At 69.4% G+C, this 21,657-nt stretch carries 19 protein-coding genes and 4 tRNA genes; 8 read left to right on the top strand and 15 right to left on the bottom strand.

Annotation, left to right across the window (positions count from 1 at the left end; all coding sequences use genetic code 11):
• Positions 1–57 precede the first annotated feature (57 nt).
• Both OO69_RS36005 and OO69_RS36010 read right to left on the bottom strand, forming a co-directional pair.
• Positions 58–1,194, bottom strand: a complete 1,137-nt coding sequence (locus OO69_RS36005) for an FAD-dependent oxidoreductase (protein WP_033285114.1) — start codon at positions 1,192–1,194, stop codon at positions 58–60.
• A 261-nt stretch (positions 1,195–1,455) separates the two neighbouring features.
• The gene (locus tag OO69_RS36010) at positions 1,456–2,949 is read right to left on the bottom strand and encodes an MFS transporter (protein ID WP_033285115.1); all 1,494 of its coding nucleotides are present in this window, start codon (positions 2,947–2,949) and stop codon (positions 1,456–1,458) included.
• Positions 2,950–3,044: 95 nt separating this feature from the next.
• Here OO69_RS36010 and OO69_RS36015 point away from each other — a divergent pair, with 95 nt between their 5' ends.
• The 5 genes from OO69_RS36015 (at position 3,045) to purM (ending at position 7,494) form a co-directional block, all read left to right on the top strand.
• Positions 3,045–3,698, top strand: coding sequence for a TetR/AcrR family transcriptional regulator (locus OO69_RS36015; protein ID WP_234444619.1), 654 nt, complete (start codon positions 3,045–3,047; stop codon positions 3,696–3,698).
• Between the two features lie 60 nt (positions 3,699–3,758).
• On the top strand, positions 3,759–4,556 hold the full coding sequence (locus OO69_RS36020; RefSeq protein ID WP_033285117.1) for a maleylpyruvate isomerase family mycothiol-dependent enzyme: 798 nt from the start codon (positions 3,759–3,761) through the stop codon (positions 4,554–4,556).
• Positions 4,553–4,798 carry an META domain-containing protein gene (locus OO69_RS52150; RefSeq protein WP_051801443.1) on the top strand — a complete coding sequence of 82 codons (246 nt, stop codon included), beginning with the start codon at positions 4,553–4,555 and terminating at the stop codon, positions 4,796–4,798. Before OO69_RS36020 ends, OO69_RS52150 begins: the two co-directional genes overlap by 4 nt.
• 61 nt (positions 4,799–4,859) lie before the next feature.
• Complete coding sequence (gene purF / locus OO69_RS36030) at positions 4,860–6,386, top strand: amidophosphoribosyltransferase (RefSeq protein ID WP_033285118.1); 1,527 nt, start codon at positions 4,860–4,862, stop codon at positions 6,384–6,386.
• A 37-nt stretch (positions 6,387–6,423) separates the two neighbouring features.
• The gene (gene purM / locus OO69_RS36035) at positions 6,424–7,494 is read left to right on the top strand and encodes a phosphoribosylformylglycinamidine cyclo-ligase (protein WP_033285119.1); all 1,071 of its coding nucleotides are present in this window, start codon (positions 6,424–6,426) and stop codon (positions 7,492–7,494) included.
• Positions 7,495–7,670: 176 nt separating this feature from the next.
• Here the strand turns inward: purM and OO69_RS36040 are convergent, their stop codons facing one another.
• Together OO69_RS36040 and OO69_RS36045 are read right to left on the bottom strand one after the other, a co-directional pair.
• On the bottom strand, positions 7,671–7,928 hold the full coding sequence (locus tag OO69_RS36040) for a DUF3073 domain-containing protein (protein ID WP_019061825.1): 258 nt from the start codon (positions 7,926–7,928) through the stop codon (positions 7,671–7,673).
• A 303-nt stretch (positions 7,929–8,231) separates the two neighbouring features.
• Entirely contained in the window at positions 8,232–9,326 is a 1,095-nt protein-coding gene (locus OO69_RS36045; protein ID WP_033285120.1) for a Leu/Phe/Val dehydrogenase, read from the bottom strand.
• A gap of 223 nt (positions 9,327–9,549) precedes the next feature.
• Here OO69_RS36045 and OO69_RS36050 point away from each other — a divergent pair, with 223 nt between their 5' ends.
• Together OO69_RS36050 and bldC are read left to right on the top strand one after the other, a co-directional pair.
• Complete coding sequence (locus OO69_RS36050; RefSeq protein ID WP_033285121.1) at positions 9,550–10,395, top strand: hypothetical protein; 846 nt, start codon at positions 9,550–9,552, stop codon at positions 10,393–10,395.
• A 530-nt stretch (positions 10,396–10,925) separates the two neighbouring features.
• On the top strand, positions 10,926–11,132 hold the full coding sequence (gene bldC, locus OO69_RS36055) for a developmental transcriptional regulator BldC (protein WP_003949541.1): 207 nt from the start codon (positions 10,926–10,928) through the stop codon (positions 11,130–11,132).
• A gap of 413 nt (positions 11,133–11,545) precedes the next feature.
• Here the strand turns inward: bldC and OO69_RS52630 are convergent, their stop codons facing one another.
• The 10 genes from OO69_RS52630 to OO69_RS36100 all read right to left on the bottom strand — a co-directional run bounded on the left by OO69_RS52630 (position 11,546) and on the right by OO69_RS36100 (position 20,338).
• Positions 11,546–11,722: a DUF6274 family protein gene (locus tag OO69_RS52630; RefSeq protein ID WP_199811095.1), complete on the bottom strand. Its 177-nt coding sequence runs from the start codon at positions 11,720–11,722 to the stop codon at positions 11,546–11,548.
• A 446-nt stretch (positions 11,723–12,168) separates the two neighbouring features.
• Positions 12,169–12,243 (bottom strand) — tRNA-Asp (locus tag OO69_RS36060).
• Positions 12,244–12,338: 95 nt separating this feature from the next.
• Complete coding sequence (gene hrpA / locus OO69_RS36065) at positions 12,339–16,304, bottom strand: ATP-dependent RNA helicase HrpA (RefSeq protein ID WP_033285122.1); 3,966 nt, start codon at positions 16,302–16,304, stop codon at positions 12,339–12,341.
• A 91-nt stretch (positions 16,305–16,395) separates the two neighbouring features.
• A complete protein-coding gene (locus OO69_RS36070; RefSeq protein WP_033285123.1) occupies positions 16,396–16,698 on the bottom strand; it encodes a hypothetical protein in 303 nt (100 codons plus the stop codon).
• A 75-nt stretch (positions 16,699–16,773) separates the two neighbouring features.
• Positions 16,774–16,847: transfer RNA gene (locus OO69_RS36075), tRNA-Phe, on the bottom strand.
• A gap of 24 nt (positions 16,848–16,871) precedes the next feature.
• Positions 16,872–16,946 (bottom strand) — tRNA-Asp (locus OO69_RS36080).
• A 50-nt stretch (positions 16,947–16,996) separates the two neighbouring features.
• Positions 16,997–17,069, bottom strand: a tRNA-Glu gene (locus tag OO69_RS36085).
• Between the two features lie 199 nt (positions 17,070–17,268).
• Entirely contained in the window at positions 17,269–18,780 is a 1,512-nt protein-coding gene (locus OO69_RS36090) for a metallophosphoesterase family protein (protein ID WP_033285169.1), read from the bottom strand.
• A 225-nt stretch (positions 18,781–19,005) separates the two neighbouring features.
• On the bottom strand, positions 19,006–19,356 hold the full coding sequence (locus OO69_RS36095) for a metallopeptidase family protein (RefSeq protein WP_033285124.1): 351 nt from the start codon (positions 19,354–19,356) through the stop codon (positions 19,006–19,008).
• A gap of 40 nt (positions 19,357–19,396) precedes the next feature.
• On the bottom strand, positions 19,397–20,338 hold the full coding sequence (locus tag OO69_RS36100; protein WP_033285125.1) for an LLM class flavin-dependent oxidoreductase: 942 nt from the start codon (positions 20,336–20,338) through the stop codon (positions 19,397–19,399).
• 85 nt (positions 20,339–20,423) lie between these two features.
• Between OO69_RS36100 and OO69_RS36105 the strand changes: the two genes are divergently transcribed.
• Positions 20,424–21,191: a helix-turn-helix domain-containing protein gene (locus OO69_RS36105; protein ID WP_033285126.1), complete on the top strand. Its 768-nt coding sequence runs from the start codon at positions 20,424–20,426 to the stop codon at positions 21,189–21,191.
• Here the strand turns inward: OO69_RS36105 and OO69_RS36110 are convergent.
• Positions 21,170–21,592: a hypothetical protein gene (locus OO69_RS36110; protein WP_033285127.1), complete on the bottom strand. Its 423-nt coding sequence runs from the start codon at positions 21,590–21,592 to the stop codon at positions 21,170–21,172. The two genes, OO69_RS36105 and OO69_RS36110, sit on opposite strands and share 22 nt — an antisense overlap.
• Between the last annotated feature and the right edge of the window lie 65 nt (positions 21,593–21,657).

Raw genomic sequence — 21,657 nt, forward strand, 5'->3', positions numbered from 1 at the left:
GTACGGAAAGGGCGTTCGTGGGCCGGTCACGCAGACCGCCCCACGAACGCTTTTCTGTTACGCGCCCTGCTCGCCGTCCCGGGCGAAGAAGCCGATCAGTTCCTGTCCGATGGCCTCGTTGGTGGCCACGGCATCGGCTGCCGCCGTGGCGCTACGGGGGAACAGCGCCGTCTCGTACGAGGTGAGCGCGGCCTCGATGTCGTCGGGGTGGTCGGCGATGGCCAGGCCGAGTTCGGCGGCGTCCTGCATGGCCAGGTTGGCGCCTTCGCCGTCCGGCGGCGAGAGATGGGCGGCGTCGCCGAGGAGGGTGGCTCCCGGTACCCGGTCCCAACGGTGCCTGATCGGCAGCGAGTTGAGAGGCCGTACGACCGGAGCGGTGTCGCTGTCGGTGATCAGGGCGGTGATCTCGGGCGCCCATCCCTCGAACTCCGCGGCGATCCGCGCGGTGGCCGCGTCGGCGTCGGTGAAGTCGATGCCGTCGAACCACTCCAGCGGCTTGGCCAGCGTCACATAGGCGTGCAGCGTCTCCCCGCTCTCCCGGTGTGCCCCGATCCACTTCCCCCTCGCTCCCGAGCCCGGCGGGATCACAAACAGCGAGCCGCCGCCGACCGTCCGCGCGGCGACCGGGTGCCGGGTCTCGCTGTCGTACAGGTAGGTCTCGACGAACGACCGACCGAAGTACTCGGGAACGGCATCGGACAGCAACGGCCGTACGCGCGACCAGGCGCCGTCGGCACCGACGAGCAGGTTCGTGACGAGGGAACCACCGTCCGCGAAGGCGACCTCGTGCAGCCCGTCACCAAGGGCACGAACGGCACTGACCTTGTGCCCCCACCGCACGGTGTCGTCCGGCAGCGAGTCGAGGAGGATCCGCCGAAGTTCGCCGCGCTGCACCTCGGGCCGGCCGCCCGTACCGTCGTCGGGCTCGTCGAGCAGGACGGTGCCGTCCTGGTCGAGGACCCGGGTGGCCTGACGGCCCTCCAGGATGATGGCGCGGAACTCGTCCATCAAGTCGGCCTCTTTCAGGGCGAGTTGGCCGTTGTAGTCGTGGATGTCGAGCAGGCCGCCCTGCAGCCGGGCCATCGGTGAGGCCTCGGCCTCGTAGACCGTGGCCGTGATGCCGTGGACGTGCAGGACGCGGGCGAGGGTCAGTCCGCCGAGCCCGGCGCCGATGATCGTGACGTGCGTGGTCATGACGATTCCTTCCGTGTCACGAGCCCGCCGGACGCTCCCCCGGCGGGATCACGACCAAGGCTTCAACGCCGCCCCGACAACTCCCCGACGCGCCACCGACAGCTCCGACAGACGCCCGACACGGAGACGGGGTTCGCTGGAAGCCGGGGGAAAAACTAACCACTGTCCTCCCCCGCCACCGGTTAGAAATGACCCCGGCTTCCAGAGGGCACACAGGGCGGATGCGGAGGAGAAGCCCACGTCCGACCCTCCCCCCACAGCTCACCTCCGCCGCGCCGCCTGGCTCAACTCCCCCGGAACATCGGCGACTTCGACGACCTGAGCCCCCTCGGAAAAAGCCCGCCCGGTGCCCCGGGGACCCGAAGACCTCGGCAACCGCAGCCCCATCACCACACACGCCGCCATCAGCACCGCCCCGCACAGGAACACCGCATCCATCGCGTCGACGTACGCGCTCACGCCTGCCCGGGACGTCGCCGGGACCGGACCGTCGTACAACCGACTGATCACCGTGCCGAAGAGCGCCGCGCCCAGCGCCGTGCCCAGGGTCTGGAAGAAGCGGATGGCGGTCGTGGCCACGCCCAACTGGTGCCGGGGAGCCGCCTCCTGGACCAGTTGGATCAGCTGGCCGAGGAGAAGACCGAAGCCCATGCCGACCAGCAGCAGATCCCCGCGCAGCCACCAGAGGGACGTGCCCGTGCCGAGGGCGGAAAGGCACACGAACGCCACCGAGCCGATCGCCGAACCGGCTATCGCGAACGTCCGCTCGTGCCAGCCCCGTTCCGTGAGCTTCGCGGAGAGGATCCCGACGGCCGTCATGCCGAACGCCATGGGAAGCAGATAGAGGCCGGCCGAGGAACTGCTGACACCCCGGGCCACCTGCAGATAGACCATGACGTAGTACATGGCGCCCACGATCGCGGCCCCCATCAGCCCCTGGATCGCGAACCCCCACCGCAACTCCGGCACACGGAACAGGGACAGCGGCAGAATCGGCTCGGGGGCCACCCTTTGGCGCCACAGGAAGAGGCCGAGCGCGGCCACCGCGCCCAGACCCAGCCCCACGATCTGCGGCGACGACCACCCGTACTGCTTGCCACCCCACTCGGTCACGAGCAGCAGGGCCGCAGCGAACGCGGCCGCGAGGACCGCGCCCAGGAAGTCGATCCGATGGCGATGCGGCTGCCGGGGCAGCTTCAGGACGAACGCGCCGAGGACGAGGACAAGCAGCCCGAGCGGCAGGTTGACGTAGAAGATCCAGCGCCAGCTCGCGTGGTCCGCGAGCAGGCCGCCGATCCACGGGCCCACCGCCATGCCACCACCGGAGACGACCCCGCCCATGCCCGCGCCCTTGGCGTCCTTCCCGCCGGGGCCTCTCAGCTCGGCGATCACCACCATCGTGACGCTCATCAGGCCACCGGCGCCGATCCCCTGCACGGCCCGAGCGGCGATCAACTGCCCTATGGACTGCGCCGCCCCGCACAGCGCCGAGCCGACCAGGAACACCCCCACGGCCGTCAGGAAGACGCGCTTCGCGCCGAGGGTGTCGCACAGCTTGCCGTACAGGGGGAGCACCGCGGCCGACGCCAGCGCGAACGCGCTGACCAGCCACGGGATCTTGTCGATGCCGTGGCCGGGGTCCAGGTCGCGGACGATCGGCACGGTCGCCGCGGACACGATCTGCATGTCCAGGACGGCCAGAACGATCGTCACCAGACACACGAGGAAGCCGATTCTGCGCTGGGTCTCGGTCATGCCCCCACGATGACCCAGGCGCGTATACCCGGTCAATCTTTTTTCCGAGACAATCTTTCATCCCAGCCCATAATTCAGCTTGGTACAGTAAGGTCATGGCTGCTGCTGAGGCGACGACGATGGGACTGCGCGAGCGCAAGAAGCTCCAGACGGAGCTGCGGATCTACCGCACCGCCGTCGAACTGTTCCTGGAGAAGAGCTTCGACGCCGTCTCGGTGCAGGAGATCGCCGACGCCGCCGAGGTCTCGAAGATGACCGTCTTCAACTACTTCGGCACCAAGGAGGACCTGGTCTTCCGCCCCATCGAGGACCACTTCTCCGACGCCGCCCGCGCGGTCCGCTCCCGCACCCCCGGCGAGTCCGCGGTGGCCGCCGTACGCCGCCAGTTCCTGGAGATGATCGAGACCCGCGACCCGTCGATAGGCCTGCACGTCGAGCCGTTCGGCCGCCGGATCCGCCGCCTCGTCATGGACACCCCGGTCCTGATGGAACGTGCCTACCTCACCTCCGAGAAGGGCGCCCGCGAACTCGCCGACCTCCTCAGCGACGAGACCGGCGACCCCGTCCTGGCCCTCATCGCCGCCGCCACCCTCACCGCCGCCCGCAACGCCCTCGTAGAGGACCACCACCGCCGCCTGGACGCCGGCGAATCCGTGGAAGAGGTCACCGCGACCGCCGCCGACCGCGCCAACCACGCCTTCGACCTGGTGGAACGCGGCCTAGGCGACTACGCCCGCAAAGCCCGGTAACGCCCCCCGACCCCACAACACACCTGCGGGCGACCCCACCCCAGGATTAGGCTCACCGCCATGCCTCCGGCCAAGAAGCGCGCCCGTACATACGACCCCGTCAAGACCCGCACCGCGGTCCTGGCCCAGTTCGGCAACGTACGAAAAGCCGTAGGGACCCTCACCCCCGACCAACTCGCGCTCCCCACCCGCCTGGGCGACTGGACCGTACGCGAACTGGTCGCGCACATCGGGATGGCGCTCACCGCGATCCACCGTGCCCTGGACCGCCCCGCCCCGCCGAGGCAGGACGCCGTGATCCTCGACTGGCCCTTCGCCACCGGGGCCAACTCCTCGGCCATCGCCGACTTCACGCGCACGCTCGCCGCCCAGCACCCCGACCTCGACGCCTACCTCGCCGACATCGAACAGACCCTCACCGCGCACCTCGACACCCACCCCGGCACCCGCCTGCTGGAGACCAACGTCGGCGCGCTCCCCCTCGCCGACTACCTCGTCACCCGCACCGTCGAACTCGTCGTCCACACCGACGACCTCAACGCGGCCGTCCCCGGCCTCGACATCCCCTACGACCGCCAGGCCCTCGCCGCCTGCACCCGCCTCCTCGCCGACGCCCTGGCCATGAAGGCACCCGGAGCGTCGACGGAGGTGCGCATCCCGCCGTACGCCGTGGTCCAGTGCGTCGAGGGCCCCCGCCACACCCGCGGCACCCCGCCCAACGTCGTAGAGACCGACCCCCTGACCTGGATCCGGCTCGCGACCGGCCGGACCCGGTGGAAGGACGCCGTAGAAGAGGCGAAGGTCGGCGCGAGCGGGGAGCGGTCGGATCTGAGCGGGCTGCTGCCGATCATGGGGTGACCCGCGAGGTCGGCGGCCGCCTGGGCGGCGACGCCGTCGACGCGACGGCCACCGTAAGCACCGGACCCGTCACGCCAGGCCGCCCCTCCACCACCCGAATGATGTGCGACGCCTCACTCATGGGCACCGAACGCACGCTCCTCGGCCTCTTCAACGGCTCGGGCGGCCACCGAGTCGATCACGACACCATCGCGCTGACCAGCGAAAACGGCACGATCGTCCACGCACGCGCCGCCAGGTGATCCACTACCGACGAGTAACCCGAATTCGGACCAGTGGTCGATCTCGCCTACACTCGGGGTCGTGCCACGTGGTGACGGTCGACTCAGTCATGATCTGCTCCCCGGCGAGAAAGGACCCCAGGACGCTTGCGGCGTCTTCGGAGTCTGGGCTCCCGGTGAAGAGGTCGCCAAGCTCACTTACTTCGGGCTCTACGCCCTCCAGCATCGAGGCCAGGAATCCGCGGGAATCGCGGTCAGCAACGGCTCGCAGATCCTCGTCTTCAAGGACATGGGCCTGGTCTCCCAGGTCTTCGACGAGACCTCGCTCGGTTCGCTCCAGGGTCATATCGCGGTCGGTCACGCCCGCTACTCGACCACCGGCGCCTCCGTGTGGGAGAACGCCCAGCCGACGTTCCGCGCCACCGCGCACGGATCCATCGCGCTCGGCCACAACGGCAACCTGGTCAACACCGCGCAGCTCGCGGAGATGGTCGCCGACCTCCCCAAGCAGGAAGGCCGTACGCCCCGCGTCGCGGCCACCAACGACACCGACCTCCTCACCGCGCTCCTCGCGGCCCAGGTCGACACCGACGGCAAGCCGCTGACCATCGAGGAGGCCGCCCACGCGGTCCTCCCGCAGGTACAGGGCGCCTTCTCCCTCGTCTTCATGGACGAGCACACCCTCTACGCGGCCCGCGACCCGCAGGGCATCCGCCCGCTGGTCCTCGGCCGCCTGGAGCGCGGCTGGGTCGTCGCCTCCGAGTCCGCCGCCCTCGACATCTGCGGCGCGGCCTACGTCCGCGAGATCGAGCCGGGCGAGTTCGTCGCCATCGACGAGAACGGCCTGCGCACCTCCCGATTCGCGGATGCGAAGCCCAAGGGCTGTGTCTTCGAGTACGTCTATCTCGCCCGCCCCGACACCGACATCGCCGGGCGGAACGTCTACCTCTCCCGTGTCGAGATGGGCCGGAAGCTCGCCAAGGAAGCTCCGGTCGACGCCGATCTGGTGATAGCGACTCCGGAGTCCGGCACCCCGGCCGCGATCGGTTACGCGGAGGCCTCGGGCATCCCGTTCGGTGCGGGTCTGGTGAAGAACGCCTACGTCGGCCGTACGTTCATCCAGCCTTCGCAGACGATCCGGCAGCTCGGCATCCGCCTGAAGCTGAACCCGCTGAAGGAAGTCATCAAGGGCAAGCGCCTGGTCGTCGTCGACGACTCGATCGTGCGCGGCAACACCCAGCGCGCGCTGGTGCGCATGCTCCGCGAGGCCGGCGCCGCCGAGGTCCACATCCGGATCTCGTCCCCGCCCGTGAAGTGGCCCTGCTTCTTCGGGATCGACTTCGCCACCCGCGCGGAACTCATCGCCAACGGCATGACCATCGACGAGATCGGCACCTCGCTCGGCGCCGACTCCCTGTCGTACATCTCCATCGACGGCATGATCGAGGCGACCACCATCGCCAAGCCGAACCTCTGCCGCGCCTGCTTCGACGGCGAGTACCCGATGGACCTCCCGGACCCCGAACTGCTCGGCAAGCAGCTCCTGGAGACCGAGCTGGCGGCCGGTCCGGCCGCCACGGCAGCGGCCGACGCGATCCGTCGCCCGTAAGCCCCGCTGTATCAATCAACGCGAAAGATCCCAGGCAATGTCTGAGACCTCCACTCCCGGTGCTTCCTACGCGGCTGCCGGCGTCGACATCGACGCGGGCGACCGCGCCGTAGAACTCATGAAGGAGTGGGTGAAGAAGACCCAGCGCCCCGAGGTCCTCGGCGGCCTCGGCGGTTTCGCCGGGCTCTTCGACGCCTCCGCCCTCAAGCGGTTCGAGCGCCCCCTGCTCGCCTCCGCCACGGACGGCGTCGGCACGAAGGTCGACATCGCCCGCCGGCTCGGCGTCTACGACACGATCGGCCACGACCTGGTCGCCATGGTCATGGACGACATCGTGGTGTGCGGCGCGGAGCCGCTCTTCATGACCGACTACATCTGCGTCGGCAAGGTCCACCCCGAGCGTGTCGCGGCCATCGTCAAGGGCATCGCCGAGGGCTGTGTGCTGGCCGGCTGCGCCCTGGTCGGCGGCGAGACCGCCGAACACCCCGGACTGCTGGGCCCGGACGACTTCGACGTCGCGGGCGCCGGTACGGGCGTCGTGGAGGCCGACCGGCTGCTCGGCGCCGATCGCATCCGGACGGGTGACGCGGTCATCGCGATGGCGTCCTCGGGACTTCACTCGAACGGGTACTCGCTCGTCCGGCATGTGCTCCTGAACCGGGCCGGCCTCGCCCTGGACGCGCGCATCGAGGAGCTCGGCCGCACGCTCGGCGAGGAACTCCTCGTACCGACGAAGATCTACTCGCTGGACTGCCTGGCGCTGACCCGTACGACCGACGTGCACGCCTACTCGCACGTCACCGGCGGCGGACTCGCCGCCAACCTCGCCCGGGTCGTCCCGGACGGCCTCCACGCGATCGTGGACCGCTCCACCTGGACCCCGGCCCCGATCTTCGACCTCGTCGGAAAGACGGGCCAGGTCGAACGCCTGGAGCTGGAGAAGACCCTGAACATGGGCGTCGGCATGATCGCGATCGTCCCGGAGGAGTCCGCGGACGTGGCCCTGGAGACCCTGGCCGACCGCGGGGTCGAGGCGTGGGTCGCGGGCGAGATCACCGAGCGGGGCGATTACGCGACGGGCGCGGAGATGGTCGGCGACTACGCGTAAATGAGCCGCTCGGGGCCGCGCAAATCAGCCGCTCCGGCGCTTGAGGAGCGGGGTCTGGGGCGGAGCCCCGTGACGGCAGCACAAAACCCGGTCCGGTGCTAGATGCCCCGGACCGGGCGAGGTGCAGTCAGCTGACGGGAAGATCTAACCGGTGAGCGCGCTGCAAGCGATATGCGTTACGCACCGCGACGTTGCGACTGGGGACCGGACTCGTCGTCCTCGTCCTCATCGTCGTCGTTATAGAGATCCGCGTACTGAGCGTACGGGTCGTCTTCTTCCTCGTCGTCGTCCTCGAACGGCTCGCCATTCGGCGGCTGGCTCGAAGTCGAAGCGCCCAGCTCATTGGCCAGACGCGAGAGGTCAGTCCCGCCGCTGCTGTACTTCAGCTGGCGGGCGACCTTCGTCTGCTTGGCCTTTGCCCGGCCGCGCCCCATGGCTCGACCCCCTCGGATACGAGGCTCGGTGGCCTCAGAGTCTTGACACGCGTTCATGATCTGGAACGGACTCTCCGTGGAGAGACCGGTCCGTAGGGCTTCCACGGTACCTGAGCCCGCGCCCATACGGTACGTCGCCCGCAGCACGTGCCGGGCTCCAGGACCCGCGAGGTGCCCTGTACTCGCTGGTCAACCGCGATTTTAACCACTTCTTGGCAGGCGACCCGCCGACGAACGTGAGAGTTCTCTCTAAGTCGTCGCCGACGGGTACCGAAGACGCCTGCCGAGCGGCTTACCGGAACCTCAGCGTCCGCGTGCGCCGGCCGCCTCGTGCATCCGCTGCTCGGCGATCCGGTCGGCCGCCGCGGCCGGCGGAATACCGTCTTCCTTCGCACGTGCGAATATTGCCAGCGTCGTGTCGAAGATCTTCGCGGCCTTCGCCTTACACCGCTCGAAGTCGAACCCGTGCAGCTCGTCGGCGACCTGGATCACGCCACCGGCGTTCACCACGTAGTCCGGCGCGTAGAGGATCCCGCGGTCGGCGAGGTCCTTCTCGACACCCGGGTGCTCCAGCTGGTTGTTGGCCGCGCCGCACACCACCTTGGCGGTGAGCACCGGCACGGTCGCGTCGTTCAGGGCGCCGCCGAGCGCGCAGGGGGCGTAGATGTCGAGCCCTTCGACCCGGATCAGCGCCTCCGTGTCGGCGACGGCCGTGACGCCTGCCGCATGCTTGTCGAGAATCCGCCGTACGGACTCCTCGCGCACGTCCGTGATCACGACCTCGGCGCCCTCGTCCCGCAGATGCTCCACCAGGTGGTGCCCGACCTTGCCGACGCCCGCGATGCCGACCGTACGGCCGCGCAGCGACGGGTCGCCCCACAGGTGCTGGGCGCTCGCCCTCATGCCCTGGAAGACGCCGAAGGCGGTCAGCACGGAGGAGTCGCCCGCGCCGCCGTTCTCGGGGGAGCGCCCGGTCGTCCAGCGGCACTCGCGCGCCACGATGTCCATGTCGGCGACATACGTGCCGACGTCGCACGCGGTGACGTACCGCCCGCCGAGCGAGGCCACGAACCGGCCGTAGGCGAGCAGCAGTTCCTCGGTCTTGTCGCGCTCCGGGTCACCGATGATCACGGCCTTGCCGCCGCCGTGGTCCAGACCGGCCATGGCGTTCTTGTACGACATCCCGCGGGCGAGGTTGAGGGCGTCGGCGACGGCCTCCTCCTCGCTCGCGTACGGGTAGAAGCGCGTACCGCCCAGGGCGGGGCCCAGGGCGGTGTTGTGGATGGCGATGACGGCCTTGAGGCCGCTGGCCCGGTCCTGACAGAGCACGACTTGCTCATGACCGCCCTGGTCGGAGTGGAACAGGGTGTGCAGGACGCCGTTGTCTACGTCGGTCACGGTGGTGACTCCTGGGTAAGTGGCGGCGGTTGGAGACAGGCTCCCGTAGGGGTGGCGGGTGCCTGTCGCATGAGCGTAGAGCCTGCGTCGGGCCGCCATCCGTGCAGTGTTCAGGATCACCTACCGAAGGGGGGTGTCCGTGCGACGATTTGCATAGTTTTCCCGCGCGTTTGTGAGCGGGTTCCGAAGGTTTTCCCGACGGCCGGCGGGGGAGGGAGCAGGCGTGCCCAAGAAGGTGTCCTCGGTGATCGTCCCGTACGCGACGTATCTGCGCGTCTACGAGCCGCTGGCCGCCTTCCCCGAGCCCGAGCGCGGCCACTGGACGCGCTACGCCCGCCGTACCGACCGACCGTCGTACCAGGACGAACTCCGCCGCGCGCTGGCCGACTTGCTGCCCACCCCGCCGGTCCCGGTGCCCGTGCACGAGAGCGCCGACGCCTTCGTCGTGGAGGTCGACGGCGTGGTCTGCGTCTGCCCCTGGCGCACCCGGCTGCGCGGCTGGCAGGCCCTGGGCGACCTCGCGGAGGAGCTCCCGCCGCCGGTCCTGGACGCCGTACTCCCGCCGCTCGTACGGCACCAGGCCACCCAGGACTACGAGCGCTGGCTGGCCCGGAACCCGGACGCCCGGCCGTGGATCCGCACGGCGACCTGGCAGGTGCCGCTGAACTGGTTCGTGCTCGTCGGCGACGAGGAGCGGCGCTACGACCAGGCCGCCGGGGACGTGCCGCCGATGCTGCGGTACCGGACGCCGATGGTGCAGGCGCGGCGGCGGGTGGCGCGGGCGCTGCGGGCCCTGAAGGACGCGATGGACGACGGGCCGCTGATCGAGGGCCTGGTGGACGTGGGGCGCTGGCTGGAGGAGTTCCATCCGCGGTCCCTGGTCGAACTGGACTACGGCGGTCTCGTGTACGTGCTGCCGGCCGGCGAGCTGGAGGACGACCACTCGGCGGCGGACGTGGCCGCCGGCATCGAGGCGCTGCGGACCGGGGACGGGGCGGCGGCGGGCGAGGCGTACGGGCGGCTCGTGGAGCGCTGGCGGTCGGTCAGGGACCGGCGCTCGGCGAACTGACCCGGCGGTTGCCCCTGTCGCACATTCGAACGTGGCTGACATCTTCGAACAGATGCGCATAGGATTCTTACGGTTCGTCAACACGGGACGTAGGTCCCGATCCGGACGTTTGATGCCAAGCGTGACGGACCGCACGTGCAGATGCCTTGCGCCGCTTGCCCCTCCTCATGCCAAAATAGGACAAGGAGTCCGGGGAGGACTCCATCCGTCATGCTTTGGGCGGAATCTCGGCATTGCGTGCTTTGGGGGGTCTGGATGACTCCTGATCGCCCCTGTGACTGATCGTCACAGTGGTGTGACTGTCCGCTATGGCATGGTCCATCGGCTTCCGTCGCTGATGGACACCTGGGAGGGCAATTCCATCGGTTTGGCCTACGCGGTTGGACAGATGGTGTAGTTGTAGTGCCGAGGACAAGCCGTTCGTCCTATAACCGACTCGACCCGCACACGCCATTTCGGGCAACGCGGGTCAAGGTGCAGAATTTAGAGGAAAGAACCGAGAAGGTTCGGTTCTCCCGAGGAGGCCGCTCATGACCGCTCGCACCCCTGATGCCGAGCCGCTGCTGACCCCGGCTGAGGTCGCCACGATGTTCCGTGTGGACCCCAAGACGGTCACGCGGTGGGCGAAGGCCGGCAAGCTCACTTCGATTCGCACGCTCGGCGGACACCGCCGTTACCGCGAGGCGGAGGTCCGTGCCCTGCTCGCGGGCATTCCGCAGCAGCGCAGCGAAGCCTGACCAACTGAATAAGGGCACGACGGCTAGTCCCCCAACCGGCCACGGTGCCCGACAGCACAGCTCCAAGCGACGCGGGTTCTGCCCCAACAGGGCCCACGCCCAACGCTTTTGAACCAACTTGAACAGGGTGCGTCGTAGATCGCGCTGGACTCCGCCGGGTCCAGCGCGATCTTTTTTGTGCCTGGTCGTGGGTCTGTGCGCGGCCGGCAGGTCCTGGGCGCGGGGTCCTGTGAGGGACCTTGTCGGAGTCTGGGGAGGGGTGTCGGATCTCCTGTGCGCAGTCCTTCGTAGGGGTGCAATTGCACATATTAAATTGACCAGTTGTAGGTGAGTCGTAAGTTCCGACGTTTCAAAAACTTATGCGGTGACACCCGTCACATGCCAGATGGCTTGTTGCCTCTGACCTATGTGCGCTAAGAGGTTCCGCTCTCCGGGTCGTCCTCCGGTTCCCGCGGCGGAGGGGCGTCCAGGGCCAGCCGCAGCAGGCGGTGGCAGATCGGGCAGTGCCGGGTCACATGGCGGTAGGAGCTGGCGGCCGACAGATGTGCACGGAGCAGGGCCCGCGTCTCGTGCCTGACCGAAGCCGCCATGCGCCACCTCCAGTGGCCCTGTGTTGAACGGGGCCTGGTTTCTGGGTACCTGGCGGGTGGGGCGGCGTCAAGGGTGTCGTCCGTGCGTGGGGGCGGGCGTCCCTGGGGGCTCCGCCCCCAGACCCCCATCGGCCCTGAAGGGGCCTCGTCCTCAAACGCCGGACGGGCTGGGTGGTGCGGGCCTGCGCCGACAGGTCGCCGTGCGGGCACGAAAAGACCCGCCCCCTGAAGGAAGAGGGTGCGCACGAGTAAGGCCCGCGTCTCCGGGGAGATGCGGGCCTCTGTCGATCACGTGCGGTCCTGACGGGATTTGCTGTGCCCGATTGCGGCTGCGCCGCGGGCGCGGCCTCCGCCTCGACAGGGTGGCGAGGGCGGTTGTCGTGGGCTGCGGGTGCACGAGTAAGGCCCGCGTCTCCGGGGAGATGCGGGCCTCTGTCGATCACGTGCGGTCCTGACGGGATTTGAACCCGCGGCCTCCACCTTGACAGGGTGGCGAGCACTCCAAGCTGCTCCACAGGACCTTGATTCGCGGCACTTGATGGTGCGTTGTGCCGCGAGATGAGACTGTACAGGAGGGGGGCCCGCCTGGTCGAACTCACTCGGTGTGCAGGCGTTGTTACGGTGCGGCCGCGTCGATCGCCTTCACGATCCGCTTGTCGGAGACCGGGTACGCCGTGCCCAGCGCGTGGGCGAAATAGCTGACCCGGAGCTCCTCGATCATCCAGCGGATGTCCCGGACGGAGGACGGAACCGGGCGGCCCTGCGGGAGTTGCTCCAACAGCCACGCGTACTCGTCCTGCATCTCGTGGACCTTCTCCATGCGGGTGGTGTCCCGTTGGACCCCCGTCGGCATCTGCTGGAGACGGCGGTCCGCGGCCACCAGGTAGCGCATCAGGTCGGGCAGGCGGCGTATCCCCGCCGCCGTGACGAAGCCCGGCTTCACGAGGGCGTCCAGCTGGGCGCGTACGTCCGCGAGGTTCGGCAGGAGCGCCGGGCTGTTCGCCGCCTTCAGACGGCGCTCACAGGCCTGCCAGGCGGCCAGCACCTGTTGGACCTGGCCCACCGCGCGGACCGTCGTGTCGACGATCTCGGCGCGCACCTTCTCGTAGAGCTTCCGGTACGACTCCTCGTCCCACGCGGGGCCGCCGAAGTCACCGATCAGTTTGTCCGCCGCCGCCAGCGCGCAGTCGTCGAACAGCGCCTGGATCGAACCGTGCGGATTCGCGGACAGGGCCAGCTTCTGCGCGTTGGTGAGCTTCTCGGACGCGAACTTCGCCGGATTCACCGGGATGTTGCGCACGATGAGCCGGCGCGTGCCCTTCCACATCGCCTCCGCCTGCTCCTCCTCCGTGTCGAAGAGCCGTACGGAGACGGTGTCGCCGTCGTCCACGAGTGCCGGGTACGCCTTCACCGGCTGGCCGGCCCTGCGGGTCTCGAAGACGCGGGTGAGCGTGCCGATCGACCAGTCGGTCAGGCCCTTGCGCTCCAGGGACTCCCCGCCCTCGCGCTCGGCCGTCGCCGCGGCCGCCTGGGAGATGGCCTGGCGTGCCTTCGGCTTCAGGCGGACCTTGAGTGCCTCCAGGTCCTTGTCCTCGGCGATCTTGCGGCGCCGTTCGTCGACGATCCGGAAGGTGATCAGGAGATGGTCCGGGACCTTCGACCAGTCGAAGTCCTCGGCGGTGAAGGGGACTCCGACCATGCGCTTCAACTCCCGCGCCATGGTGGTGGGGAGGGGTTCCTGGAGGGGGACCGCCGTTGCCAGGAAGCGTTGCGCGAAGTTCGGGGCCGGTACGTAGTTGCGGCGGATCGGCTTCGGGAGGGAGCGGATCAGTTCGGTGACGACCTCCTCCCGCAACCCCGGGATCTGCCAGTCGAAGCCCTCGTCCGTGACCTGGTTGAGGACCTGGAGCGGGATGTGGACCGTGACACCGTCTGCGTCCGCGCCCGGCTCGAACTGGTACGTGACCCGGAACTTGAGCCGGCCCTGATGCCAGGAGTCGGGATAGTCGGCCTTGCTGATGTCTCCCGCGCGCTCGTTGATGAGCATCGAGCGCTCGAAGTCGAGGAGTTCGGGCTCCTCGTGCCGCTTGTGCTTCCACCAGGAGTCGAAGTGGGCGCCGGAGACGACGTGTTCGGGTACCCGCTGGTCGTAGAAGTCGTAGAGCGTCTCGTCGTCGACCAGGATGTCCCGGCGGCGGGCGCGATGCTCCAACTCCTCGACCTCGGTGAGGAGTCTGCGGTTGTCGGCGAAGAACTTGTGGTGCGTGCGCCAGTCGCCCTCGACGAGCGCGTTGCGGATGAAGAGTTCGCGGCTCGCCTCGGGGTCGATGCGGCCGTAGTTCACCTTGCGCTGGGCGATGATCGGGACGCCGTAGAGCGTGACCTTCTCGAAGGCCATCACGGCTGCCTGGTCCTTCTCCCAGTGCGGTTCGCTGTACGTCCGCTTCAGGAGGTGGCCGGCGAGGGGCTCGACCCACTCGGGTTCGATCTTGGCGTTGACGCGGGCCCAGAGGCGGGACGTCTCCACCAGCTCCGCCGACATGACGAAACGCGGGGTCTTCTTGAAGAGGGCCGAGCCGGGGAAGATCGCGAACTTGGCGCTGCGGGCGCCGAGATACTCGTTCTTCGCGCCGTCCTTCACGTCCTTCATGCCGATGTGGGACAGCAGGCCCGCGAGGAGGGAGACGTGGACGCTCTGCTCGGCCGCGTCCTCCTCGTTGAACTGGATGCCCATCTGCTTGGCCACCGTGCGGAGTTGGCTGTAGATGTCCTGCCACTCGCGGATCCGGAGGAAGTTCAGGTACTCCTGCTTGCACATGCGACGGAACGCGGACGAGCCGCGCTCCTTCTGCTGCTCGCGGATGTACCGCCACATGTTCAGGAACGCGAGGAAGTCGCTCGACTCGTCCCGGAAACGGGCGTGTTGCTGGTCCGCCTGCGTCTGCTTCTCGGCGGGGCGCTCGCGCGGGTCCTGGATGGAGAGCGCGGCGGCGATCACCATGACCTCGCGGACACAGCCGTTCTTGTCGGCCTCCAGGACCATGCGGGCCAGGCGGGGGTCCACGGGGAGTTGGGCGAGCTTGCGGCCCGTCTGCGTGAGGCGCTTGCGCGGGTCCTTCTCGTCCGGGTCCAACGCGCCCAGTTCCTGGAGGAGTTGGACGCCATCCCGGATGTTCCGGTGGTCCGGCGGGTCGATGAACGGGAACTTCTCGATCTCGCCGAGCCCGGCCGCGGTCATCTGCAGGATGACGGAGGCGAGGTTCGTCCGCAGGATCTCGGCGTCCGTGAACTCCGGGCGGGCGAGGAAGTCGTCCTCGGAGTACAGCCGGATGCAGATGCCGTCCGACGTACGGCCACAACGCCCCTTGCGCTGATTGGCACTTGCCTGGCTGACCGCCTCGATCGGCAGCCGCTGCACCTTCGTCCGGTGGCTGTAGCGGCTGATGCGGGCGAAGCCGGGGTCGATGACGTACTTGATGCCCGGGACGGTGAGGGAGGTCTCGGCGACGTTGGTCGCCAGAACGATCCTTCGCCCGGTGTGCTGCTGGAACACCCGGTGCTGCTCGGCGTGCGAGAGACGGGCGTAGAGGGGGAGGACTTCCGTGAAGCGGTAGTTCTTCTTCGTCAGCGCGTCCGCCGTGTCGCGGATCTCCCGCTCGCCGGAGAGGAAGACGAGGATGTCGCCCTTGCCCTCGCCCTGAAGCTCCTCCACGGCGTCACAGATCGCGGTGATCTGGTCGCGGTCGGAGTCCTCGGACTCGTCTTCGAGGAGGGGGCGGTAGCGGACCTCGACCGGATACGTCCGGCCGCTCACCTCGATGATCGGGGCGTCGCCGAAGTGCCGGGAGAACCGCTCCGGGTCGATGGTCGCCGAGGTGATGACGACCTTCAAGTCCGGGCGCTTGGGCAGCAGTTGGGCGAGATAGCCGAGCAGGAAGTCGATGTTGAGGGACCGCTCGTGGGCCTCGTCGATGATGATCGTGTCGTAGGCGCGCAGTTCGCGGTCGGTCTGGATCTCGGCGAGCAGGATGCCGTCCGTCATCAGCTTGATGAAGGTCGACTCCTGGTTCACCTGGTCCGTGAAGCGGACCTTCCAGCCGACGGCCTCGCCGAGCGGGGTGTCCATCTCCTCCGCGATGCGCTCGGCGACCGTGCGCGCGGCGATACGGCGGGGCTGGGTGTGGCCGATCATGCCGCGGACGCCGCGGCCGAGTTCGAGGCAGATCTTGGGGATCTGGGTGGTCTTGCCGGAGCCGGTCTCGCCCGCCACGATCACGACCTGGTGGTCGCGGATCGCGGCCGCGATGTCGTCCTTCTTCTGGCTGACCGGCAGCTGCTCGGGATACGAGATCGCCGGGATGCGGGTGCGCCGCGCGGCCATCCGCTCCTCGCCGCGCGCCACCTCGGTCTCGATCTCGGCGATAACGGCGGCGCGGGCCTCCGGCTTGCGGATCTTGCGCGCGCCTTCGAGCCTGCGCCCGAGCCGGTGCGCGTCGCGCAGGGTCAGCTCGGTCAGGCGGGGGGCGAGGTCGCCGAGGGCGGGGGCGGAAGAGCCGGGCGCGGAGGCGGGGTGCGTAGACATACGCCGTCAAGGATCTCACCTCGGCGAAATTCCTGGCGAATGAATTGTCCGGGGCGGGTGCCGTCGCCGCGGGCTCCACCCCGGCCCCCGGTTATTGCCGGCCTGTGCCTGATCCGGTGTCGGCGGCCTGTTGGCGTTCGGCGTCCTGCTGCCGGCCCGCCTCCTTGGACATCGACTGGGCCGTGTTCGATACGGCCTTGATGCCCAGGTACGCCGTCGTCAGCCCCGCCATCGCCGTGAACGCCGAGGTCAGGACGCCCACGATCACCGCGCGGTCGCCGTTCAGCTGCCATACGCCGAAGATCGCCACCGCGGTGATCGCGAGGTTGCTGCCCACCACCGCGAGCAGTCCGTACCGCGCCCGTATCTTCTCCAGGTCGGTGTCCTGGCCCATCGCGCCCCACCCCGTGTTCATCCGGTCCGGTCACGACGAAAGCCCCGTCCCGGTGGGACAGGGCTTTCGATCCGGTGGCTGGGGCCGGGGTCGAACCGGCGACCTATCGCTTTTCAGGCGATCGCTCGTACCAACTGAGCTACCCAGCCACGAGATTCCTCGCGGAACCTCAGCGGTCCTGACGGGATTTGAACCCGCGGCCTCCACCTTGACAGGGTGGCGAGCACTCCAAGCTGCTCCACAGGACCTTGCTGTTGCGCGCGAACTGGCGATAGCCAGTGTCGCACACGGTATTGCGTGCCCCCAACGGGATTCGAACCCGTGCTACCGCCTTGAAAGGGCGGCGTCCTGGGCCACTAGACGATGAGGGCCAACTTCCGTACTGCTCTGCTTCGTCTAGGTGTCCCAGAGGACGTGAGAAGCATGTGACTCCGCTTTCCCCCGAAGGGTGCTGCTTCTCCTGACTCCCTGCGGAGTTTCGGACGGTCAAGCCCTGACCGGCGCCCTTGGGCACGACGAGACTGTACTACGGCGTTTGGGCCGTAGCCAAACCGAAAAAGCGGTGTGCGCTCACGGCAGGTTCTCCTTGGGGAGGTGGCGGCTCACCTCGGCCGTCGTCAGGCCCAGGCCGCCGAGTTTGATCTCGTCCCAGGCCTGGAGGCGGTGGGTGTCGCGGTCGATGTAGAGGATCGACGCCTCGATCGGGTCGGGGTACTTGCCCTCCACGGCGCGCAGACCGCTGCCGCCCGTCGAGCCCTCGATGCGCAGGCGCGTGCCGTGCTTCATGACCTCGGTGCCCTCGTGGTGGAGGTGGCCGGCCAGGACCAGCGGGACCTCGCCGTCGGTCTGGCGGGCCGCCGACGGTTCGTGGACCAGGGCGATGTCGACCGGGGTGCCGGCGGCCCGCTGGTCGCGGAGGGCGGAGGCGAGCTGGTCGCCGGCCAGTTCCTCCGCGTTGTTTCCGCCCGGGGCGGTCGAGCGGTCCGGGGTGAACTGGGGGTCGCCGATGCCCGCGAAGCGCACGCCCGCGACCGTCTCCGCGCGGCCCTCGTCCAGAACGTGCACGTTCTTGATCCGCTCCAGGTAGCGCTGGGTGGCGAGGGAGTCGTGGTTGCCCCTGACCCAGACGTAGGGCGCGCCCAGGTCGGCGATCGGGTCGAGGAAGCCGTTCTCCGCCGTCGTGCCGTGGTCCATGGTGTCGCCGGTGTCGACGATCACGTTCACCTTGTACTGCTCCACCAGCGACGCGATGATCTTCCAGCTCGCGGGGTTCAGGTGGATGTCCGAGACGTGCAGGACGCGGATCGTGGTCGGGTCCGGCTGGTAGGCGGGGAGCGTCGACGTGACGTCGTAGAGCTTCGTCACGTTCGTCACCAGGCGGGCCAACTCCTTCTGGTAGACGTCGAATTCGGTGACGATGTTGCGCGCGTTGCCGACCAGGGACGGGGCGGAGGAGAGCAGGCCCGAGAACTTCGGTTCCAGGATCGACTTCGGGTTCCAGGTCGCGTACGCCGTCGCTCCGGACGCGGCGAGGAGCGTGAGGGCGAGGCCGCCGGCCGCGAGGGCCCGGCGGGGGCGGCGGTAGACCGCGAGGCCGAGGGTCGTGGCGCCCAGGACCACGGCCGTGCAGGACCGTACGGCGAGGTCGAGGGTGCCGTGTTCGACGTCGCGGGCGACCTCGTCCTGGAGGCCGGAGAGGCGCTCGGGGTGGTCGACGAGGGCCTGGGAGCGTTCGGGGTCGAGCTGGTCGACGTTGACGTCCAGGCGGACCGGGGCGTGGTGGCTGTCCAGGGACAGGGCGCCGAGCGGGGACACGTTGATCTTCGTGCCGCCGGTGAGGGACGGGCGCAGGGTCATGGTCGTGTTCATGGGACCGACCTGGGCCCGTACGTTGCCCACGATCAGCAGGCCGAGCCAGGCCCCGACCATGACGACCATGACGAGGCCGAGGGCGCGGGGCCAGGGGTGGGGCTGGGGGACGAGTTCGACGGTGGGGCGGGGACGGCGGGCGCGGTACTGGCGGATCAGGGCGTGCTGGGCTCGGCGGAGGCGGTTCAGGGCTGCGACGGGGACGCGGGCCATTGGTCCCGTATGCCCAGGGGTGGGGGTGGGTATGCGGGGCGAGTCGTGGGAGTGGGGTCAGGCGTGCGGGGTGTGATGGGCGCCGGGGGCTCTGCGCCCCGATAGGGGCGCGGGGAACTGCGCGACAAGCCCCCACCGGCGCGCAGCCGAAGAACCGCCCACTCAGCGCCTTGCCCCCACCGGCGTGCAGTCGAAGAACCGCCTACCCAGCGGAGCGCTCAGCGCCTAGCCCCAGCCGAGTTCGTGCAGGCGCTCGTCCTCGATGCCGAAGTGGTGGGCGACTTCGTGGACGACCGTGACGGCGACCTCGTGGACCACGTCCTCCGTGGTCGCGCAGTAGCGCAGGGTCGGGCCCATGTAGATCGAGATCCGGTCGGGGAGGACCCCGGCGTACCACTCGCCGCGCTCGGTGAGCGGGGTCCCCTCGTAGAGGCCGAGCAGCTCGGGGTCGGACGGGTCGGGTTCGTCCTCGACGAACACGGCCACGTTGTCCATGACCCGCGTCAGCTCCGGCGGGATCCGGTCCAGGGCCTCACTCACCAGCTCTTCGAACGCCTCGCGTGTCATTTCCAGCACGGGTCCATTGTCCGGGACGAACGCGGGTTCGGGGCCGCGGTCACGGGTGCAGATCGGGGATCAGCGCGGCTGTGCGCTCCAGTTGCTCGCGCTGGGCGGGCAGGTTCAGGGCGGCCAGGCGGGTGACGAGGTGCCGGGCGCCCGCGGTGACGTACCGGTTGAGACGTTCGGTGACCTGCTCGGCGGTGCCCGTGACGACGGCCTGGATCTTCTCCAGTTCCGCTAGGGGCATGCCGTAGGCGGCGCGGGCGTAGTCGTCCGTCGCCCGGTGCGCGTGGTGCGGGTCCTCGTCGATTCGTACGGTGACGAAGAGCGCCGGGGTGACGGCCCCGGGCGGGCGGCCCGCCGCCGTCGCCGCCTCCCGGATGTCGTGCAGGCCGGTCGTGTAGTCGGCGGGGTCGGGCGGGTAGGGGAGCCAGCCGTCGTAGAGGCGGCCGGTGCGGGTCAGGGCCGTCGGGGTCGCGCCGGCCAGCCAGACGGGTGGGCCGGCGGGGCGGTACGGCCGTAGGGCGGGCGGGAGGTCGGTGAAGTGGTGGAACTCGCCGTGGAAGGAGTCGGCGCCGTTCCAGAGGGCACGCCACAGCGCGACCGTCTCGTCGAGGCGGGCGAAGCGGCGGGCCCAGGGGACCTCGGAGAGGTCGTAGAAGGGGCGTCCGAAGCGGCCGGGGTAGCCAGCGCCGACCGCGAGGGCGAGGCGGCCGCCGGAGAGGAGGTCGATCGAGGCGAGGGACTGGGCGGCCTGGACCGGGCGGCGGAGGAAGGGGAGCAGGGCGCCTGTGCCGAGGGTCACCGTGGTGGTGGCCGGGGCCAGGGCGGCGAGCGTCGTGAGGGCTTCGACACGGGGGCTGATCAGGGAGTCGTTGACGAAGAGGGAGGTGAATCCGAGGTGTTCGGCGGTGCGGGCGAGGGCGATCAGGTCGCGTGGGTCGTCGTCCTTGGCCCACTGGGCGGTTCCGGTCGGGAGCAGTACGCCGATGTCCATGCGGTCGATGGTCTTCGGGGGCGGGTATCGGCTCAATTCCCTGGGGGGAATGGCCGGTTGGGGTGGGGCGTCGTAGAACTGGGGCGTGGACTTCTCCCGGGTGCTGCGTGAACGTCGTACGAGTCGTCGGCTCAGCCAGCTGGAGGTGGCCCTGCGGGCCGGTACCACGCAGCGGCATGTGAGTTTCGTCGAGTCGGGGCGGTCCGCGCCGGGGCGGGGGATGGTCGTACGGCTGGCCGAGGCGCTCGAACTGCCGTTGCGGGAGCGGAACGAGCTGCTGCTGGCCGCCGGGTTCGCGCCGGTGTATCCGGAGAGTTCGCTGGAGGGTCCGGTGCTGGCTCCGGTGCGGAGGGCGATCGGGCACATCCTGCGGGGACATCTGCCGTATCCGGCGGTGGTGGTGGACCGGGGTGGTCAACTGGTCGCGGCGAACAGCGCGTTCGGGGTGATCACCGAGGGGGCCGCTTCCGAGCTGCTGGGGCCGGGGGCGAACGTGTACCGACTGGCCCTGCGTCCGGACGGGTTGGCGCCGCGGATCCTCAATCTCGCGGAGTGGGCCCGGCACATCCTGGCCCGGCTCGGGCAGTTGCCGGAACTGAGGGCCGAGTTGGCCGGGTATGTGCCCGAATTGGAGCCGTCAGAGGGCCAGTTGGGGTTCGCGGTGCCGTTGCGACTGCGGTCGTCGTACGGGGAGTTGCGGCTGATGACGACCGTGACGACCTTCGCCACCGCCGTGGACGTGACCCTCGCCGAGCTGAAACTGGAGGCGTTCCTGCCGGCGGACGCGGCGACGGCACAGGCGCTGGCGGTCGCCGCGGCCGGGGCGGGGGATCAGGCGCCGGGGAACATGTAGTCGGTCCGGATACGGCCGTCGGCGCCGACCAGGAGTACCTCCAGACCGCCGCCGACCACGTCGCCGCTGCCGACGGCCACGGTGTCCCAGCGGAACTGGACCATGCCGTCCAGGCGTACGGCGCCGGTGCGCGCCCGGAAGGTGAACTCCCCCTTCCCGACGAACCGTTCGTAGCTCCGTGTGACGCGGGTCTCGATCGCGTCGTACCCGCGGGCCCGGAGGGTCGGGTGGTCGAAGCCGAGGCCCGCGGCGATCTCGCGGATCTCGGCGGGCGGTTGGAGGACGTGCGTGCCGTCCTCGGCCCAGAGGCTCTCGATCGCCGCCCGGCGCCGGGCGGCGTCCGGTTCGGTCCACTGGGCGATGTAGCGGGCTGCCAGGTGCTGGGGGTCGGTCTCGGGCATCCGTGGCTCCTTCGGGATTCGTCGCGGAGACGGTCGATCGTGCGGCGGGCACGGGGAAGGGGCAA

It is taken from the genome of Streptomyces sp. NRRL F-525, assembly GCF_000716605.1.
Lineage (GTDB): Bacteria > Actinomycetota > Actinomycetes > Streptomycetales > Streptomycetaceae > Streptomyces.

What these genes read in the sequence shown, in the direction of transcription:
- OO69_RS36005 (WP_033285114.1), bottom strand. Translation starts at nt 1,194, where the DNA reads ATGACCACGCACGTCACGATCATCGGCGCCGGGCTCGGCGGACTGACC.
- OO69_RS36010 (WP_033285115.1), bottom strand. Translation starts at nt 2,949, where the DNA reads ATGACCGAGACCCAGCGCAGAATCGGCTTCCTCGTGTGTCTGGTGACG.
- OO69_RS36015 (WP_234444619.1), top strand. Translation starts at nt 3,045, where the DNA reads ATGGCTGCTGCTGAGGCGACGACGATGGGACTGCGCGAGCGCAAGAAG.
- OO69_RS36020 (WP_033285117.1), top strand. Translation starts at nt 3,759, where the DNA reads ATGCCTCCGGCCAAGAAGCGCGCCCGTACATACGACCCCGTCAAGACC.
- purM (WP_033285119.1), top strand. Translation starts at nt 6,424, where the DNA reads ATGTCTGAGACCTCCACTCCCGGTGCTTCCTACGCGGCTGCCGGCGTC.
- OO69_RS36040 (WP_019061825.1), bottom strand. Translation starts at nt 7,928, where the DNA reads ATGGGGCGCGGCCGGGCAAAGGCCAAGCAGACGAAGGTCGCCCGCCAG.
- bldC (WP_003949541.1), top strand. Translation starts at nt 10,926, where the DNA reads ATGACCGCTCGCACCCCTGATGCCGAGCCGCTGCTGACCCCGGCTGAG.
- OO69_RS52630 (WP_199811095.1), bottom strand. Translation starts at nt 11,722, where the DNA reads ATGGCGGCTTCGGTCAGGCACGAGACGCGGGCCCTGCTCCGTGCACAT.
- hrpA (WP_033285122.1), bottom strand. Translation starts at nt 16,304, where the DNA reads ATGTCTACGCACCCCGCCTCCGCGCCCGGCTCTTCCGCCCCCGCCCTC.
- OO69_RS36070 (WP_033285123.1), bottom strand. Translation starts at nt 16,698, where the DNA reads ATGGGCCAGGACACCGACCTGGAGAAGATACGGGCGCGGTACGGACTG.
- OO69_RS36090 (WP_033285169.1), bottom strand. Translation starts at nt 18,780, where the DNA reads ATGGCCCGCGTCCCCGTCGCAGCCCTGAACCGCCTCCGCCGAGCCCAG.
- OO69_RS36100 (WP_033285125.1), bottom strand. Translation starts at nt 20,338, where the DNA reads ATGGACATCGGCGTACTGCTCCCGACCGGAACCGCCCAGTGGGCCAAG.
- OO69_RS36110 (WP_033285127.1), bottom strand. Translation starts at nt 21,592, where the DNA reads ATGCCCGAGACCGACCCCCAGCACCTGGCAGCCCGCTACATCGCCCAG.